At 58.5% G+C, this 14,650-nt stretch carries 14 protein-coding genes (1 of these 14 only partly in view); 9 read left to right on the top strand and 5 right to left on the bottom strand.

All coding sequences use genetic code 11. From position 1 onward, the window contains the following. Together FJ248_04520 and FJ248_04515 are read left to right on the top strand one after the other, a co-directional pair. Positions 1 to 906, top strand: the 3' portion of a protein-coding gene (locus FJ248_04520) for a cryptochrome/photolyase family protein (protein MBM4120150.1). It extends 630 nt beyond the left edge of the window; only the last 906 of its 1,536 coding nucleotides appear in the window; its start codon lies beyond the left edge, outside the window; its stop codon occupies positions 904 to 906. Between the two features lie 450 nt (positions 907 to 1,356). Beyond that, positions 1,357 to 2,601: a DEAD/DEAH box helicase gene (locus tag FJ248_04515; GenBank protein MBM4120149.1), complete on the top strand. Its 1,245-nt coding sequence runs from the start codon at positions 1,357 to 1,359 to the stop codon at positions 2,599 to 2,601. Positions 2,602 to 2,704: 103 nt separating this feature from the next. On the opposite strand, the gene FJ248_04510 is transcribed toward FJ248_04515, so the two are convergent. Genes FJ248_04510 through FJ248_04490 form a run of 5 tightly spaced genes read right to left on the bottom strand, consistent with a single transcriptional unit; the run spans position 2,705 to position 8,667 of the window. Next, entirely contained in the window at positions 2,705 to 4,399 is a 1,695-nt protein-coding gene (locus FJ248_04510; protein ID MBM4120148.1) for a proline--tRNA ligase, read from the bottom strand. A gap of 5 nt (positions 4,400 to 4,404) precedes the next feature. Beyond that, entirely contained in the window at positions 4,405 to 5,799 is a 1,395-nt protein-coding gene (rseP, locus tag FJ248_04505; GenBank protein MBM4120147.1) for an RIP metalloprotease RseP, read from the bottom strand. Positions 5,800 to 5,859: 60 nt separating this feature from the next. After that, the gene (locus FJ248_04500; GenBank protein ID MBM4120146.1) at positions 5,860 to 7,026 is read right to left on the bottom strand and encodes a 1-deoxy-D-xylulose-5-phosphate reductoisomerase; all 1,167 of its coding nucleotides are present in this window, start codon (positions 7,024 to 7,026) and stop codon (positions 5,860 to 5,862) included. A gap of 13 nt (positions 7,027 to 7,039) precedes the next feature. Then, complete coding sequence (locus FJ248_04495; GenBank protein ID MBM4120145.1) at positions 7,040 to 7,873, bottom strand: phosphatidate cytidylyltransferase; 834 nt, start codon at positions 7,871 to 7,873, stop codon at positions 7,040 to 7,042. After that, complete coding sequence (locus FJ248_04490) at positions 7,870 to 8,667, bottom strand: isoprenyl transferase (GenBank protein ID MBM4120144.1); 798 nt, start codon at positions 8,665 to 8,667, stop codon at positions 7,870 to 7,872. The genes FJ248_04495 and FJ248_04490 overlap by 4 nt, the downstream gene beginning before the upstream one ends. Positions 8,668 to 8,853: 186 nt before the next feature. Here FJ248_04490 and tldD point away from each other — a divergent pair, with 186 nt between their 5' ends. From tldD to FJ248_04455, 7 genes are all read left to right on the top strand, one after another. Continuing rightward, a complete protein-coding gene (tldD, locus tag FJ248_04485) occupies positions 8,854 to 10,290 on the top strand; it encodes a metalloprotease TldD (protein MBM4120143.1) in 1,437 nt (478 codons plus the stop codon). Beyond that, positions 10,287 to 11,654 (top strand): TldD/PmbA family protein, encoded by a 1,368-nt coding sequence (locus FJ248_04480; protein MBM4120142.1) that lies wholly within the window; start codon positions 10,287 to 10,289, stop codon positions 11,652 to 11,654. Before tldD ends, FJ248_04480 begins: the two co-directional genes overlap by 4 nt. 104 nt (positions 11,655 to 11,758) lie before the next feature. Continuing rightward, the gene (locus FJ248_04475; protein ID MBM4120141.1) at positions 11,759 to 12,466 is read left to right on the top strand and encodes a dienelactone hydrolase family protein; all 708 of its coding nucleotides are present in this window, start codon (positions 11,759 to 11,761) and stop codon (positions 12,464 to 12,466) included. Positions 12,467 to 12,473: 7 nt separating this feature from the next. Continuing rightward, positions 12,474 to 12,776, top strand: a complete 303-nt coding sequence (locus FJ248_04470; GenBank protein ID MBM4120140.1) for a hypothetical protein — start codon at positions 12,474 to 12,476, stop codon at positions 12,774 to 12,776. Next, on the top strand, positions 12,776 to 13,225 hold the full coding sequence (locus FJ248_04465) for a hypothetical protein (protein ID MBM4120139.1): 450 nt from the start codon (positions 12,776 to 12,778) through the stop codon (positions 13,223 to 13,225). Before FJ248_04470 ends, FJ248_04465 begins: the two co-directional genes overlap by 1 nt. 500 nt (positions 13,226 to 13,725) lie before the next feature. Beyond that, a complete protein-coding gene (locus FJ248_04460; protein MBM4120138.1) occupies positions 13,726 to 13,947 on the top strand; it encodes a TIGR02450 family Trp-rich protein in 222 nt (73 codons plus the stop codon). A gap of 58 nt (positions 13,948 to 14,005) precedes the next feature. After that, entirely contained in the window at positions 14,006 to 14,536 is a 531-nt protein-coding gene (locus FJ248_04455; GenBank protein ID MBM4120137.1) for an ester cyclase, read from the top strand. The last annotated feature ends 114 nt before the right edge of the window (positions 14,537 to 14,650 follow it).

The following is a 14,650-nucleotide window of genomic DNA, read 5'->3' as shown; positions in this document are numbered from 1 at the left end:
GAGTATGTTCATACCACGTATCCGACTCATCCTGGATCCCTAGATCATTTTCAATGGCCAGTTACACGGGCACATGCTTTAGCAGCGTTAGATTATTTTGTGAAACACCGTTTAAGAAACTTCGGGGTGTTTCAGGATGCTATGTGGACTGATACCCCATTTGGTTGGCATTCCATACTTTCGAGCTCATTAAACCTAAAGTTGCTTAACCCTCGCGAAGTGATTCGTGCTGTTTTACGCGCATGGAAAAAATACTCCTTAGATCTTTCAACCGTGGAAGGATTTATTCGCCAAATTTTAGGTTGGCGAGAGTTTGTTAGAGGTATGTATTACCTTGATATGCCAAAGATGGCTCAGGAGAATTATTACGATCATCAGAGAGCCTTGCCAAAATGGTATTGGTCAGGTGAAACCCAGATGGCCTGCATGAAAGATGCGATTCGTCAAACTCTGAAGTATGGTTATGCACATCATATTCAGCGTCTCATGGTCACTGGCAACTTTGCTCTACTGGCCGAGATCTTGCCCGCAGAAGTCTGTGCTTGGTACTTGGCAATTTATGTTGATGCGATTGAGTGGGTAGAGCTGCCCAATACTGCTGGCATGGCGTTATATGCAAATGGAGGACGCTTTACTAGTAAGCCGTATATTGCTAGTGGGGCCTATATCAAGCGGATGAGTAATTATTGCGACTCGTGCCAGTACAGGCCAGATGTTCGCTTTGGAGATAAAGCTTGTCCTATTACAGCTTTGTATTGGAATTTTTTAATCAAGCATCGCCGACAGTTTGAAGCTAGTCCACGGACACGATTAATGACTGCAAATCTTAAGAAAATTAGTGATAAAGACCAAAAATCAATTCTGGAGCATGCAAAGCGCCTTCTCAATCACTTGAACGATCTCTAGGACTTAAGATGACTACTGCCGTGAGAGGGAATAGATGTATTTTGCTTAGTGAAATCTGCATCGCCCGCGAAAAAGATATAACGGGAAGAAAGTCTTGAGCCCCTCCAGTGGCAAGCGCTCAATTACTGCTCAGACGCATGCAGGATAAAAGCATCTAAGCCGCAGACGTAAATCTATTGCTAGTTTTTACCAGGGTGCGGGTTGCCGTGAAAAACAGTTGTACTAAATTAGTTGACGAATCAACGGACATGCGGTACAGTATGCCCACGTTAGTAGCGTATTGGTCCGGCGCCCCTGACGCTCAATCATAACGGACTTCGCGATCGCATCGCGATTAGGTCCAGGTTCGAGCGGTTTCCTTCCTGATCCCGTCTCCCCTCGGTTCTCTGATCCCGTTTAATGCGATCAAACTGAAAGGATAGTTTTGTGCAGACGGCTACGTCTACCTTCATGACCCTTGGTGTATCTGAAACCCTTTTGAGGGACCTCACCAAGGCAGGTTTTCTCAACCCCACGTCCATCCAGGAGCAGGCGATTCCGCATGCGCTTCAGGGACGTGACGTTCTGGGCTGTGCGCAAACCGGCACCGGCAAAACCGGTGCCTTTGTCGTCCCCATGATTGAGCGGCTGGCGGCAGGCCCAAAAGGCAAGCCGCGCGCGCTCGTACTGGTGCCGACCCGCGAACTGGCCATTCAGGTCCAGGGCGTGATTGACCAGCTTGGCCGCAGCTCGCGGATTTATGCCACCACGCTCGTCGGCGGAGCCGACATGCAAGCACAGGTGCGGGGGCTCCGGCAGAATCCGGACATCCTCGTGGCCACGCCGGGACGGCTGCTGGACCACATGTGGAATGGCACAGTGACCCTCCTGCCGATGCAGATGTTGGTGCTGGATGAGGCCGATCGCATGCTCGACATGGGGTTCGCGCCGCAGATCAACCAGATTCTCGAAGCCATGCCAGATGAGCGGCAGACGCTGCTCTTCTCGGCCACGATGCCAGCTGATCTGAACCAGCTCGCCCGCGCCAGCGTGAAAAATCCCGTGCATGTCATGGTGGCTAGACCGGCCACAACGGCCTCTGGCGTCACGCAGGCCGTGCATCACACCACACACGACAGTAAAGTTAATTTGCTGGTGTCGCTGCTGGGGCAGGACAAAAATTCTGTCCTCGTATTCACGCGGACGAAACATCGGGCGGACAAGCTCGGCCGCGTTTTGGGCACTGGGGGGCACAAGGTGGCAGTCATCCACGGCAACCGCAGCCTGTCCCAGCGCCGGGCCGCACTGGAAGGCTTCAAGCGTGGAACCTTCCGCATCCTCGTGGCAACGGATATCGCTGCCCGCGGCATCGATGTGGCGAACATCGGCCACGTGGTCAATTTCGATCTACCAAATTGCCCGGAGGACTATGTCCACCGGATCGGCCGCACGGCGCGCATGCACGCGACGGGCAAGGCCACCAGCTTTGTGACGGCAGAGGATCATGAGACTCTGCGCGCGATCGAAAAGTTGCTCGGCAAATCCGTACCGCTGGCGGAAGGCAGCCCGGTCCCTGCGCCGGTCTCCGTGCAGCGGCCGCATCAGCCGGGGCATCGCCGGAATGAGCATGGTGGCCATGGGAGACCTGGAAACCGGCCGCATCAGGACCGGCGCGCGTGGCAAGGTCAGCAGGGAGCATCCCGGCCGTCGCATTAAGCTACGCTTTGGGGATATACACACGCGCCTGTCGGCTCACGCCGGCAGGCGCGTGTGTTTTTATTGTCCGCTGACGAACTGTTTGGCAAGACGGGTGGTTATCTTAAGCGAGTTTGAGGGACGTTTTTGCGTAGGTCAGAACATCCTGGGGGGGCATCTTCATGATGGTTCCGGTCTTACGCTCTTTGAACTCGACCTGGCCCTGGGCTAGTCCCTTTTCGCCGATTACGATCTGAAAGGGTATACCGATCAGCTCGGCATCGTTGAACTTGACCCCAGCCCGCTCATCACGATCATCCCAGAGGACCTCAATGTTGGCTTGCGTGAGCGAGGCGTAGAGTGTTTCAGCAGCGGCTGTCACGGTGGCGGACTGGCTCAATGTCAGCAGGACGACATGGAACGGAGCAAGTGGAATCGGCCATACGATACCCTTGGCGTCATGATGTTGTTCGATGGCGGCGGCGGCGATCCGGCTCACGCCGATTCCGTAGCAGCCCATGACGGCCAGGCATTCCTTACCGTCCGGATCGAGGAAGACTGCTTTCATGGCCTTGCTGTATTTGGTCCCCAACATGAAGACGTGGCCGACTTCAATCCCGCGAGCGACCTGCAAAGTTCCGTCTCCCTTGGGCGAGGGATCGCCGGCCATGGCGTTTCGCAGGTCGGCGAACTGCTCGACCGTGAAGTCGCGGTCGAGGTTGACGTCCACGAGATGTTGGTCCAGCGCGTTTGCTCCGACAACAAAATTGCGTAGAGCTTTCACGGCGTGGTCCGCAACGACTCGCGTGTGTTTGTAGAGCGGAATTGGCCCCAAAAAACCGGGCAGTAAGTCGATGCTCGCCGGATTGCCTAATTCCACGACGCTGGCGTCAAGGAGCGTTTTGAGCTTGATTTCGTTGACCGTATGATCGCCCCGCACCAGGACCAATAGATTGCCTTTATCGGTCTTGTAATAAAGAGTTTTGACCAGGCGTTGCGGGCTGATATGCAACAACGCGGTCACTTCTTCGACGGTGCGGACATTCGGGGTGGCGACTTCGCGTCTGGGACGCATGGCTTCCGATGAAATGTCTGAGGGCGGCAGCGCTTCCGCCCGCTCGACGTTAGCGGCGTAGGTACCCCCCTCGGCGTAGACGATGGTTTCTTCGCCGGTCTCGGCCAACACCATGAACTCGTGCGAGGACGTGCCCCCGATCAGACCCGTATCGGCCTCTACGGCCCGGAAGGTCAGCCCGCAACGGGTGAAGATGTGGCTGTAGGCGTCGTACATTTTTTGGTAGCTGCGTCGCGCACCGGCCTCGTCCCGGTCGAAACTGTAGGCGTCCTTCATGATGAATTCTCGCCCGCGCATCAGCCCGAACCGCGGACGGATTTCATCGCGGAACTTCGTCTGGATTTGATAGCAGTTCAGCGGAAGCTGCCGGTAGGAGCGAATTTCTCGGCGGATCAGATCCGTAATAATCTCCTCATGCGTGGGGCCAAGGCAAAAGTCCCGCTCGTGGCGGTCCTTAAAGCGCAGCAGCTCCTTGCCGTAAAAGTCCCAGCGGCCGGTTTCCTTCCACAACTCGGCCGGGGAGGCAATGGGCATCAGGACTTCCTGTGCGCCGGCGCGGTTCATTTCCTCCCGGACGATCGTTTCGATCTTACGCAGCACGCGCAGGCCAAGCGGTAGGTAGGTATAGATGCCGGCGGCTACCTTGCGGATCATGCCGGCCCGGAGCATCAGGCGGTGGCTGATGGTTTCCGCTTCTCCGGGGTCCTCGCGCAGCGTGGGGATGAGCGTCTGGGACGTGCGCATGCGGCTCAGCGGGCGATCAGCCGCTCGATGTCGTTCCAGAAGGCGAAGACCATGAGGACGAGCAGCAGGACCAGCCCGACCTGCTGGGCGATCTCGCGCTGGCGTTCGCCCAGTGGCTTGCGGATCACGGCTTCGATGAAGAAGAAAAGCAGATGTCCGCCGTCCAGGATCGGGATCGGGAGGAGATTCAGTACGCCCAGATTGATGCTCAAAATGGCGATCAAAAACACCACACTGGACATGCCCTGCGCACCGGCCTCCCCGGAAATGCTCGCGATCGTGAGCGGTCCGCCGATATTCTTGCTGGAAATCTCGCCGGCGATCATTTTATAGATGCCGACGGTGGTCAACTCCGTCCAGCCCCACGTGGCTTCGATCCCATACCAAGCGGCCAGTAGGGGGTGGGACGCGCGGATGAGCGACCGGCCGGGTCCAGAGACACCGATCTTCCCGATCTCGACCGTGTGCCCATTGATCTGAGCCTTCTCTGAGGCCGGCGTGACCGTGAGCGTCACGGTCTGCCCGTTGCGGTTTACGTCGAACCGGAGCGACTTGTTCGGGCTCTCTTTTACCAGACCGGTCATCTGAGCCCAGGTGTGGATGGTCTGCCCGTCAATGGCGACAAGGCGGTCGCCTTCCTTCAACCCAGCGGCCATGGCTGGCGAGCCGTTCATGACGGCAGTGATCAGCGGTGCGGTTTCCTCGATGCCAAGCGAGTAGACGATGACGTCTTTGCCGTTCTCGTTAACAGGCGTGCTATCCGGCGTCACGACAATGGTTTTAATCTGAGTGCCTCGTCGGACGTCAAGGGTCAGGGCCTTGCCTTTACTCTTGGCTACGGCGTCGAACAGTTCGGCACGAGTTGAAATATCCGTCTCGTTTACGCGCATGACGCGGTCACCTGGAACAATGCCGACAGCAGCGGCCGGCGAGCCGGGTTTCACGGCTTCGATGTCTGGTGTGAGGTCCTTGAATGTGGGGACAAACAGCGGTGCGCCGATGGCCAGCCATCCGGTGAAGATTAGATAGGCCAACAGGAAGTTGAAGCCTGGCCCCCCAAAGACAATGAGCACCTTGCTCCAGAGGTTCTGGTGCGCGAACGACCGGCGCTGCTCTTCAGGGGTGGAGGCGTCGCTTTCCTCCTCGCCGAATAGCTTGACGTAGCCGCCCAGGGGAATGGCAGAAATCAAGTATTCCGTTTCACCGATCTGCCGGCCGACCACTTTCGGGCCGAAGCCAAGCGAGAATTTCAGGACGCGTACACCAACCCAGCGAGCCATCAGGAAATGACCAAATTCGTGGAAGGCAATGAGGACACCAAGGACGATAAAGAACCAGAAAGCCTTCTGGGCGATGGCCAGCATCATGTCCGGGGACCAGGCAAGTAAATTAAAAGTCATAATGTTCAACGCCTAATTCTTGATTTTTTAGTGCCCATTGCTAAGTGCGCGCTGCGCGCTTTACCCATTCCCGGCAAGCGTGTGGACGCGGCCGCTCGCCTGCTCGCGGGCCCAGCGGTCGGCCTCCAAGGCGTCGTCGAGCGTGTGGACCTGCCGGAGAGTGTGGGCGTCCATCGTGCCGCGGATGATCGCTGCGATGTCCAGAAAGCTGATACCGTTTTGGAGATACGCGGCAACCGCGATTTCGTTAGCCGCGTTGAGGACGGCGGGCATAGTGCCGCCGATCTTCAGCGCGTCGTAGCCAAGCTGCAGGCAGGGGAAGCGGTCGTGGTCCGGCTGGAAGAAGGTCAGCTTGCCGATACTGGCCAGGTCCAGCGGAGGCAGCTCCAGCGGCACCCGTGCCGGGTATTTCATGGCATAGGAGATCGGCGTGCGCATGTCGGGTAGGCCCAGTTGCGCAATGACCGAGCCGTCCTTGTACTCGACCATGGAGTGGATCACGCTCTCCCGGTGCACGAGAACTTCGATCTGTTCGGCCGGCATGTCGAAGAGCCAGCGAGCCTCTACGACCTCCAGCCCCTTATTCATCATCGTAGCAGAGTCGATGGTGATCTTGGCGCCCATTTTCCAGTTTGGATGCTGGAGGGCCTGTTCGGGTTTCACGTGCTGCATCTGGTCCTTGGGCATATTCCAGAGCGGCCCGCCGGAGGCGGTGAGCACCAGCCGGCGGATGTCCTCGCGGCGGTGGCCTTCCATAGATTGAAAAATCGCGCTATGCTCGCTGTCCACAGGAAAAATCCGGACACGATGTTTCTTGGCCTCGTCCTGCATCAATTGCCCGGCCATAACCATCGGCTCCTTGTTGGCGAGGGCCACGTGCTTGCCGGTGCGGATGGCGGCCAGCGTGGGCACGAGGCCGGCGCCGCCGACGATGGCGGAAATCACCAGTTCGCCCTCAGGCATGGATGCGACGTCCGCCACACCCGTGGAGCCTTCAAGAATCTCGATAGGCAGGCCTGCGCAGCGGGTGCGCAGGCGGGCAACGGCCGCCGGATCCGAGAGCGCCACTTTCTTTGGCTTGAATATTCTGATTTGGTCTTCAAGCAGGACGTCTTTGGTGGCGGCCGTCAGCCCCACCACCTGAAATTCTCCAGGAAATTTTCCGACGATGTCGAGCGTGCTGGTTCCAATCGATCCGGTGGACCCGAGAACAATGATCTTTTTCATGGCGTCTCTTCGGTCAGCCTTTGACGAGCGTCACATAATAGTAAAACACCGGAGCGGTGAACAACAAGCTATCCAGCCGATCGAGGATGCCGCCGTGTCCCGGCAGCAGGGTGCCTGAATCTTTGACGCCGGCGCCGCGCTTGAGCGCTGATTCCACAAGGTCGCCCGTAACGCCAGCGGTCGTCAGCAGCAGACCAGTGGCCAGGCAATCGCCTGCTGTGAAAGACGGCAGAAACCATTCGCGGGCCATGAAGGCCGCGATGACAGCCAGCACCGCGCCTCCGACAAGGCCCTCGACCGTTTTGTTGGGGCTGATCGACGGGGCCAGTTTGTGGCGGCCCAGGCTCATGCCGGCGTAGTAGGCGCCGGTATCGCCTGCCCAGGTGCTCAGTACCACAAAAAAGATGAGCCACTCTCCGTCAGAGAGGGCACGGGTCAGGAGCAGATGGCTGAGCGAAAGACCAATGTAGAGGGGGCCAAAGGCCAGCAGCGCGGGGTCCGTCAGGCCGTGCGTTTGAGGCCGTCGCGCGATCAGCGGAACGCAGAGCGCGACCATCAGGATGCCGGTCAGCAGAGGCCGATCCGGCATAAGCCCCGGCCATTGCGCTGTGATTAGCAGCAGCGCCGTGACGGCTCCTCCAGTCAGATAGATGAGGGGAGAGGCCTGGGCAGTGCGAAGGGCCAGCCGGTAGAACTCTGTCACGGCGATCAATGCGGCGAGAGCAACTAATCCGAAGAGGCCAACTGCTGGCGCATACCGGACAAGCGCATAGAAGAGGGGCACGAAGACCAGCGCAACGTAGACGCGTCGGCTGTCAAAGCGGCGCTCGGGAACGAGGGCGGTCACCTTGGGCTCGAGGAAGAGGGCTCGGAGGGGCGTCCTCCGAACCGCCGGTCACGTTTCTGATAGGCCAGCAGTGCCAGCAGCGCCTCGCGCCGGCGGAAATCCGGCCACAGCGTGGGTGTGAAATACATCTCGGTATAGGCTAACTGCCAGAGAAGAAAATTACTGATGCGGGCTTCCCCGCTGGTGCGGATCAAGAGATCGGGATCGGGAAGGCCATGCGTCGAGAGATACTGCTCAAGCACTGATTCGTTGATGGATTCTGGCTGCAACTTGCCGTCGACGCAGTCCTGGGCTAGTTGGGAGACCGCGCTCACGATTTCGGAGCGGCCGCCGTAGCTCAGGGCGACGGTTAGATGCAGTTTGTCTAAATGCGCTGTGCTGCGCTCGACCTTACGGACCCAGGTAAACGCTGAGGAGGGTAGGTTGTCGATCTGGCCGATGGCGCGGAATCGGACGCCGTGCTCGATGAGCGCGTCGATTTCACGTTGGAGATATTGTTCCAGCAACATCATCAGGGCGTTGGTTTCAAGAGCCGGCCGTTTCCAGTTCTCCTGCGAGAAGGCATAGATCGTCAGGGCCTTGATGCCGAGCTCGCCGCACAGGATAATTATCTCACGGACAGATTTGGCCCCTTCCGTGTGGCCGGCACTGCGCGGCAGGCCGCGCAACTCGGCCCACCGGCCGTTGCCGTCCATAATGATGGCAATGTGTGCGGGCAATGTCGCGCGGTCGATCAGCCCGAGCAGGTCGGTTTCTGACAACTGGTCGGTATTGGCCACCTGGCTCTTGTTCATGGCCGTCAGGCAGCTCCGTTGAAAGCAGCGTAGTGCGATACCAGCATGGAGGGCATGGCAAGTCTAGTGTCCAGACTGCGAAAAGTCAACGAATTTACAGGGGAAAAGGCAGATTTTCGTCTGTATGTCCCGTTGCGGGGCGGAAAACGAATCAGTTATACTCCGACGCACTCTGGAGCCATCACCATGTCGACTCAAGCTCATACCGAACTGACGGCCTTCGGCCTCACTGAACAGGATGTCCAGCATGCCCTGGGCGTCGTGAAAGTGCGGGACGTGGACTATGCCGATCTCTATTTTGAGTCCTGCCTCTCCGAGTCCGTATCCATGGAAGAGGGGATCGTCAAGCGCGCCGTGAAAAGCGTCTCGCAGGGGGCCGGCGTGCGCGCTACGGCCGGCGAAAAAACCGGCTTTGCCTATTCAGACGAACTGACCAGGCGCGATCTCGAGCTGGCGGCCGGCACGGCGCGGTACATCGCGCAATCGCCGCAGGGTGACCGACCGGTCCCAGTCACGCATCGGGCTCGCCCCACGCGCGATCTCTATCCCGTACCCCAGGCGCAGGCGGAAGTGGCCACGCCGGAGCGGGTGGCGTTGCTTAATCTGGTTGACGCTGAGGCGCGCGGGTACGACCCGCGCATTAAAAATGTCATGGCCTCGATTAGCACGGAATACAAGACGGTGGTGGTAGCCACGACGGACGGCACGCTGGTCGGTGACGTGCAGCCCTTGTCGCGCCTGCAAGTGACCTGCATCGCTGAGCAGAACGGCAATCGCCAGATGGGCACCTTTGGCGGTGGCGGGCGGATGGCGTTTTCGTATTACCTCGACGGGGAGCGGTACAAGCATTTTGCGCGCGAGGCGGCTCGACAGGCCATTCTCAATTTGAGCGCGATTGAGGCGCCGGCCGGCGTCATGCCAGTGGTGCTGGGCGGCGGGTGGCCGGGAATTCTGCTTCACGAAGCGATCGGTCATGGATTGGAAGCGGACTTCAACCGCCGCAAGACCTCGGCCTTTTCGAATCTGCTGGGCAAGCGCGTGGCCTCAGACGTCTGCACAATTGTGGACGACGGGACGCTCCCATTCCGGCGTGGCTCGCTCAACATGGACGACGAAGGCACGCCCACCAGCCGGACGGTGTTGATCGAACAGGGCATTCTGCGCGGCTACATCACGGATAAACTCAATGCACGGCTGCTGGGCATGCCGCTCACGGGCAACGGTCGGCGTGAGAGTTTCCAGAGTATACCGCTGCCGCGCATGACTAACACGTTCATGTTAGCCGGCCAGTCAGATCCCCAGGACATTCTTCGCTCGATCAAACGCGGCTTGTATGCTGTCTCGTTCGGCGGTGGGCAAGTAGACATCACAAACGGCAAGTTTGTGTTCTCAGCCAGCGAAGCCTATCTGATCGAAGATGGCAAGATTACAAAGCCGGTGAAGGGCGCGACGCTCATCGGCAGCGGACCCGAGGTGCTGACGAAAGTCTCCATGGTTGGCCATGACCTGAAGCTGGATGAAGGCATTGGGACGTGCGGTAAGGACGGACAGTCGGTCCCGGTCGGCGTGGGATTGCCGACGATTCGTGTGGATGAAATCACTGTCGGAGGCACGCAGGGATGAGCGCACCACTGCCGGCCGCACAGGATTACGCGCAACTGGCTGCAGATCTGCTCGGCGTGGCCAAACAACGCGGCGCGACCGCGGCTGACGTGATCGTGGCTGACAGCCGCAATCTCTCTGTGCAGGTCCGGCTTTCCGCAGTGGACCGGCTGACCAAGGCGCGCGAAAAGCGGTTGGGACTGCGCGTATTTTTCGGTAAGCGGTCGGCCAGCACCTCGACATCCGATTTTTCACCAGCGTCGCTCGAACAGTTGGTGGCCGACACCTGCGTCCTCGCGCAGGCAGTTGTGGAGGATCCGGTTTCAGGCTTGCCGGTTGGGGACGTGTTCGCAAAGGACAGCCCTGAGTTGGAGCTCTACGACGCCACTGAACTGGGAACAGACGAGCACATTGCACAGGCCAAGCGGGCCGAAGCGGCGGCGTTGGGCGCCGATCCGCGGATCACAAATTCCGAAGGCTCGGAGTTCAATTCATCGAACGGCCGCATTGTGCTTGCAAACAGCCAGGGCTTTGTCGGGACCTATCGCAGTTCAAGCTTTTCGATATCCGTCTCGCCGGTAGCGACAGACCCGACCACGGGCGGTATGCAGCGCGATTCATGGTATGCCGTGCAGCGGGCCTATGGGCGACTGGACAGCCCGGAGTCGGTCGGACAGGAGGCGGCCCGGCGAACCGTTCGTCGGTTGGGGGCCCGCAAAGTCCCGACCAACAAAGTGCCGGTGATTTTTGATCAGGACATGGCCGCCGGCCTGATGGGCAATCTCTGCGCAGCCGTGTCCGGATACGCGCTTTATAAAGGCGCCTCGTTTTTGCTCGGGCAATTGGGCCAGAAGATCGCACCAGAGATGGTCACAGTCTATGATGACGGGCGGATGTTTCGCGGGCTCGGATCGCGCCCCTTCGATGGCGAGGGCCTGCCAACGCGCAAGACCACGGTTGTCGAGCGGGGTGTATTGAAGAGCTATTTGCTGGACACCTATTCGGGGAAAAAGCTGGGGCTGGCATCAACCGGCAATGCGTCACGCAGTGTGGGCGACAGTCCGACAGTCGGCGCGACGAATTTTTATCTGGTGCCAGGGGCGGTGGCGCCGGCCGAGATCATCCGGTCCGTAAAGCGCGGGCTCTACGTCACGGAGCTCATCGGATTCGGTATCAACATGGTAACAGGCGATTATTCGCGTGGCGCGGCAGGCTTCTGGATTGAAAACGGCGAACTGGCCTATCCCGTTGAGGAGATCACCGTCGCCGGAAATCTGAAGCAGATCTTCCAGGATATCGAGCTGATCGGTAACGATTTGCAATTCCGCGGCCGCATCGCATGTCCCACGCTCAAAATCCGAGAAATGACGGTGGCGGGCAAGTAACCAGGGGGCCAGCGTCGGTCTGTTGAATTCGGCAATATTCGATGCATCATAATGCAACCAGGCAACATTGAAAATTTCGCGCTGGCTACGCGACGAAGGGTGCCATGTTGAATCTCAAAGACATGATGGTCGAATACTCCAGTGAAGACGTGAAGATCCGGGCCTACCTGGTCGGTGAGCAGGGCGGGGTAAAGCGCCCCGCGATCATCGTGGTGCAGGAGTGGTGGGGATTGAATGAGCATATAAAGGATGTCGCGCGGCGGTATGCTCAGCAGGGGTACGTCGTGATTGCGCCGGATTTGTATTCCCGGTTTGGCAACACGGTCGTGCCCAATGGTAATTCGGACGAGGCGGGCCGGCTGATGAGCGCGTTGAAGCAGGAAGACGGGCTGAAGGATCTCAAGGCGACCGTGGCCTATTTAAAGACGGTTCCGGAAGTGGATGCAGCGCGCATCGGCGTGACCGGCTTTTGCATGGGTGGCTCCTACGCGCTGATGCTGGCCTGTGTGTCCCGGGACATCAAGGCCGCAGTGCCGTTTTACGGCCAGGTACCCAGCCCTGACGCGGCGCTGCAGAACCTGGCGGCGCCGGTCCTCTATATCTATGGCGAGGAGGACGGCTGGATCACGAAAACGGACGTACAGCGGCTGGCAGGTGCGCTGAAGAAGTACAACAAAGTTGGGGAAATCAAAACCTATCCGGGTGCGCCGCATGCCTTCTTCAACGATACGCGTACTGATGTGTTCAGGCCGGCGGAAGCGCAGGACGCGTGGGAGCGTTCGATCGTGTTTTTTCAAAAGCATCTGGGATGACTGGCACGTGGGGCGACGAACGGCTGAAGAGCTGGACGGTATCCCGTTGCGCCTTGTGTACATCGCCGGCAACGTAGTCGAGGCTGAACGAACGGAGCGGACACTGACGACGCATGACATCGACTATGTTCTCGGTCTCGAACCCTTCACGACGACATCAATGGTGGGCGCGATCTTCAGTGGGATCTATGCGGGAGTCTTCTTCTTGGTTTCGTCCGATCAGCACAGCCATTGCCGGGAGCTGTTGCGGGCGCAGGGGCTGATGAATACCGTGGAGCTGGATGAATCGGTCGCGCAGGGAGAACACTGATGGCGCTTGATGCGGAACAGGGCAAGCGGATGTTACAGCTGCTGACCTCGCGTTACGAGGATCGGCACTGGCGTAAGAAAATCGAAAAGACGCTGAGCCTGCCGCCGACAGGCGTGGGTGACGAGCGGCAGCGGGCGTTGTTTATCTATCTCAAGCAGGGGTTGAAAGCCTATAAGTCCCGCCGTGCCGACCCCGATTCCTGGATCGTGGGGGGCTTTGCCACTAGGGAGGTCATTGAGCGGGCTAAGTTCAATCCGGGGGCGGTCGATCCCAGGGTGACCACGGAAGATGTGGCAATCTTCGGCATGGATCCCGGTGTCGACGTCACTGCAGACTGGTGGGAGGAGATGCTGGTTGCGTGGTTTGATGACCCGGCGGCTGAGTCATCCAGCGACGGCAATCCGGCGGATGACGAGGAGTCTTCTGATAAGAAACCCGCTGGCGCCTGAGGACGCCGGTCTCGTCTGTCGAGATCGTTCTCGTCGGTACTGCTTCAGTTCAATCAACGTCAGCTCCGCCCGTTTGTCCAGCAGAGCCGTGCCCAGCAGCAGTTTCATGGACTGGGCCGCATTCATGTGACGGACTTCCGTTTCGACCCCGGGATTCATGTAGCCGTCCCGCTCCTCCACGTCCACGCTGCTGTCAGAACGCGCTTACAAGTTTCCCGGGGCGATCTTTTTTTGCGTATGGCTGAGGACAGCGGGTGCAGGGGGGGCTGTGCTTGAAAAGATGAACCGCAGTACAATGATTTTTCAGAAGGCTAGTCTCGTTGTGGTAACCTACGCCACTCCATGCACACACGGTATCGGCCCAATCTCAAAATAGAAATTCCTGAGCGGGATTCGACTCTCCACGGCGTAACAGGCCAGGTAGCATCAATGACAGCTGATTTTCATGCACCAATGCATTCCTCGCCTGTGTCTCGTCGATCCACAAGCTGAGACAGTACTTGATGCCAGTTCACCCGAAGAAATTAATAGGTTCAAAATGGACGGCGGTCGCGCCGGTCAACCGAGAAACGCACTTTCTCGTGATCGGGGTCTGCAGTCCGGAAGATCCACTGTCACCGGTCGAGTGGATTGATCTTGAGGCGGTGTATACTAAACGGGTCGAGCGCATTCAGTGGTGGGCGCTCGACGATCCGCTTCGATGGCGACAAGGCTGGCAGTAACCAGCAGTTCGAGTTGTCGTTGTTTATCAGACTAGTCGCACCATGGTAGGAGGACAAGGTGATTTCTTCAAGGTTGAAAGAGAAAATCGACGCAATCTTTAAAGCGCACATGGATGCAGAACTGGCGGGCGATCTTGATCGGACACTCGCCACCATGGCCCCGCAACCGCATCTTGTGAACGTGCCAACGATGGTGGGGGGGCAAGGGCCTCTAGGTGTTCGGACGTTCTATGCTAAGCGCCTCATCGGCCAGTTCTTCCCCCCTGATGTTACCTTTGAAACCGTCTCTCGTACCTACAGCGACGAGCGGCTTGTTGATGAACTGATTATCTCGTTTACGCACACCCACAAGATCGATTGGATGCTTCCGGGGGTCAAGCCCACGGGTAAACGGGTCGAGGCTGTCTTTGTCGTGATCGTCGGCATTCAGAACGACAAGGTGGCCTATGAACATATTCACTGGGACCAGGCCAGTGTGTTGGTGCAGCTGGGCCTACTGAATCCGACGGGGCTTCCGGTTACCGGCGCTGGTGCCGCGGCCAAATTGAGAAAACCCCACTTACCTGACCCGTTTTTTCACGAAGGCTAACGGTTGACCGAGCGGCCGACGGTGGACGAGCCCGCGGCCAGCATCCTATAGCGTAGACCACTGCAGGCGGACAGGCACAGTGATCGGTCTCTATTACCGAGCCATTGACTGCAC

Origin of the sequence: Nitrospira sp., from assembly GCA_016873435.1 — a bacterium.
Classification (GTDB): domain Bacteria; phylum Nitrospirota; class Nitrospiria; order Nitrospirales; family Nitrospiraceae; genus VGXF01.
Note: the sequence above shows the minus strand (reverse complement) of the source record. Positions and strands in the feature narration are given on the sequence as shown.

Excerpts from the sequence above, each read along its gene's own strand:
- FJ248_04480 (MBM4120142.1), top strand. The coding sequence starts at position 10,287 with ATGAGCGCACCACTGCCGGCCGCACAGGATTACGCGCAACTGGCTGCA.
- tldD (MBM4120143.1), top strand. The coding sequence starts at position 8,854 with ATGTCGACTCAAGCTCATACCGAACTGACGGCCTTCGGCCTCACTGAA.
- rseP (MBM4120147.1), bottom strand. The coding sequence starts at position 5,799 with ATGACTTTTAATTTACTTGCCTGGTCCCCGGACATGATGCTGGCCATC.
- FJ248_04510 (MBM4120148.1), bottom strand. The coding sequence starts at position 4,399 with ATGCGCACGTCCCAGACGCTCATCCCCACGCTGCGCGAGGACCCCGGA.
- FJ248_04490 (MBM4120144.1), bottom strand. The coding sequence starts at position 8,667 with ATGAACAAGAGCCAGGTGGCCAATACCGACCAGTTGTCAGAAACCGAC.
- FJ248_04465 (MBM4120139.1), top strand. The coding sequence starts at position 12,776 with ATGGCGCTTGATGCGGAACAGGGCAAGCGGATGTTACAGCTGCTGACC.
- FJ248_04515 (MBM4120149.1), top strand. The coding sequence starts at position 1,357 with ATGACCCTTGGTGTATCTGAAACCCTTTTGAGGGACCTCACCAAGGCA.
- FJ248_04475 (MBM4120141.1), top strand. The coding sequence starts at position 11,759 with ATGTTGAATCTCAAAGACATGATGGTCGAATACTCCAGTGAAGACGTG.
- FJ248_04500 (MBM4120146.1), bottom strand. The coding sequence starts at position 7,026 with ATGAAAAAGATCATTGTTCTCGGGTCCACCGGATCGATTGGAACCAGC.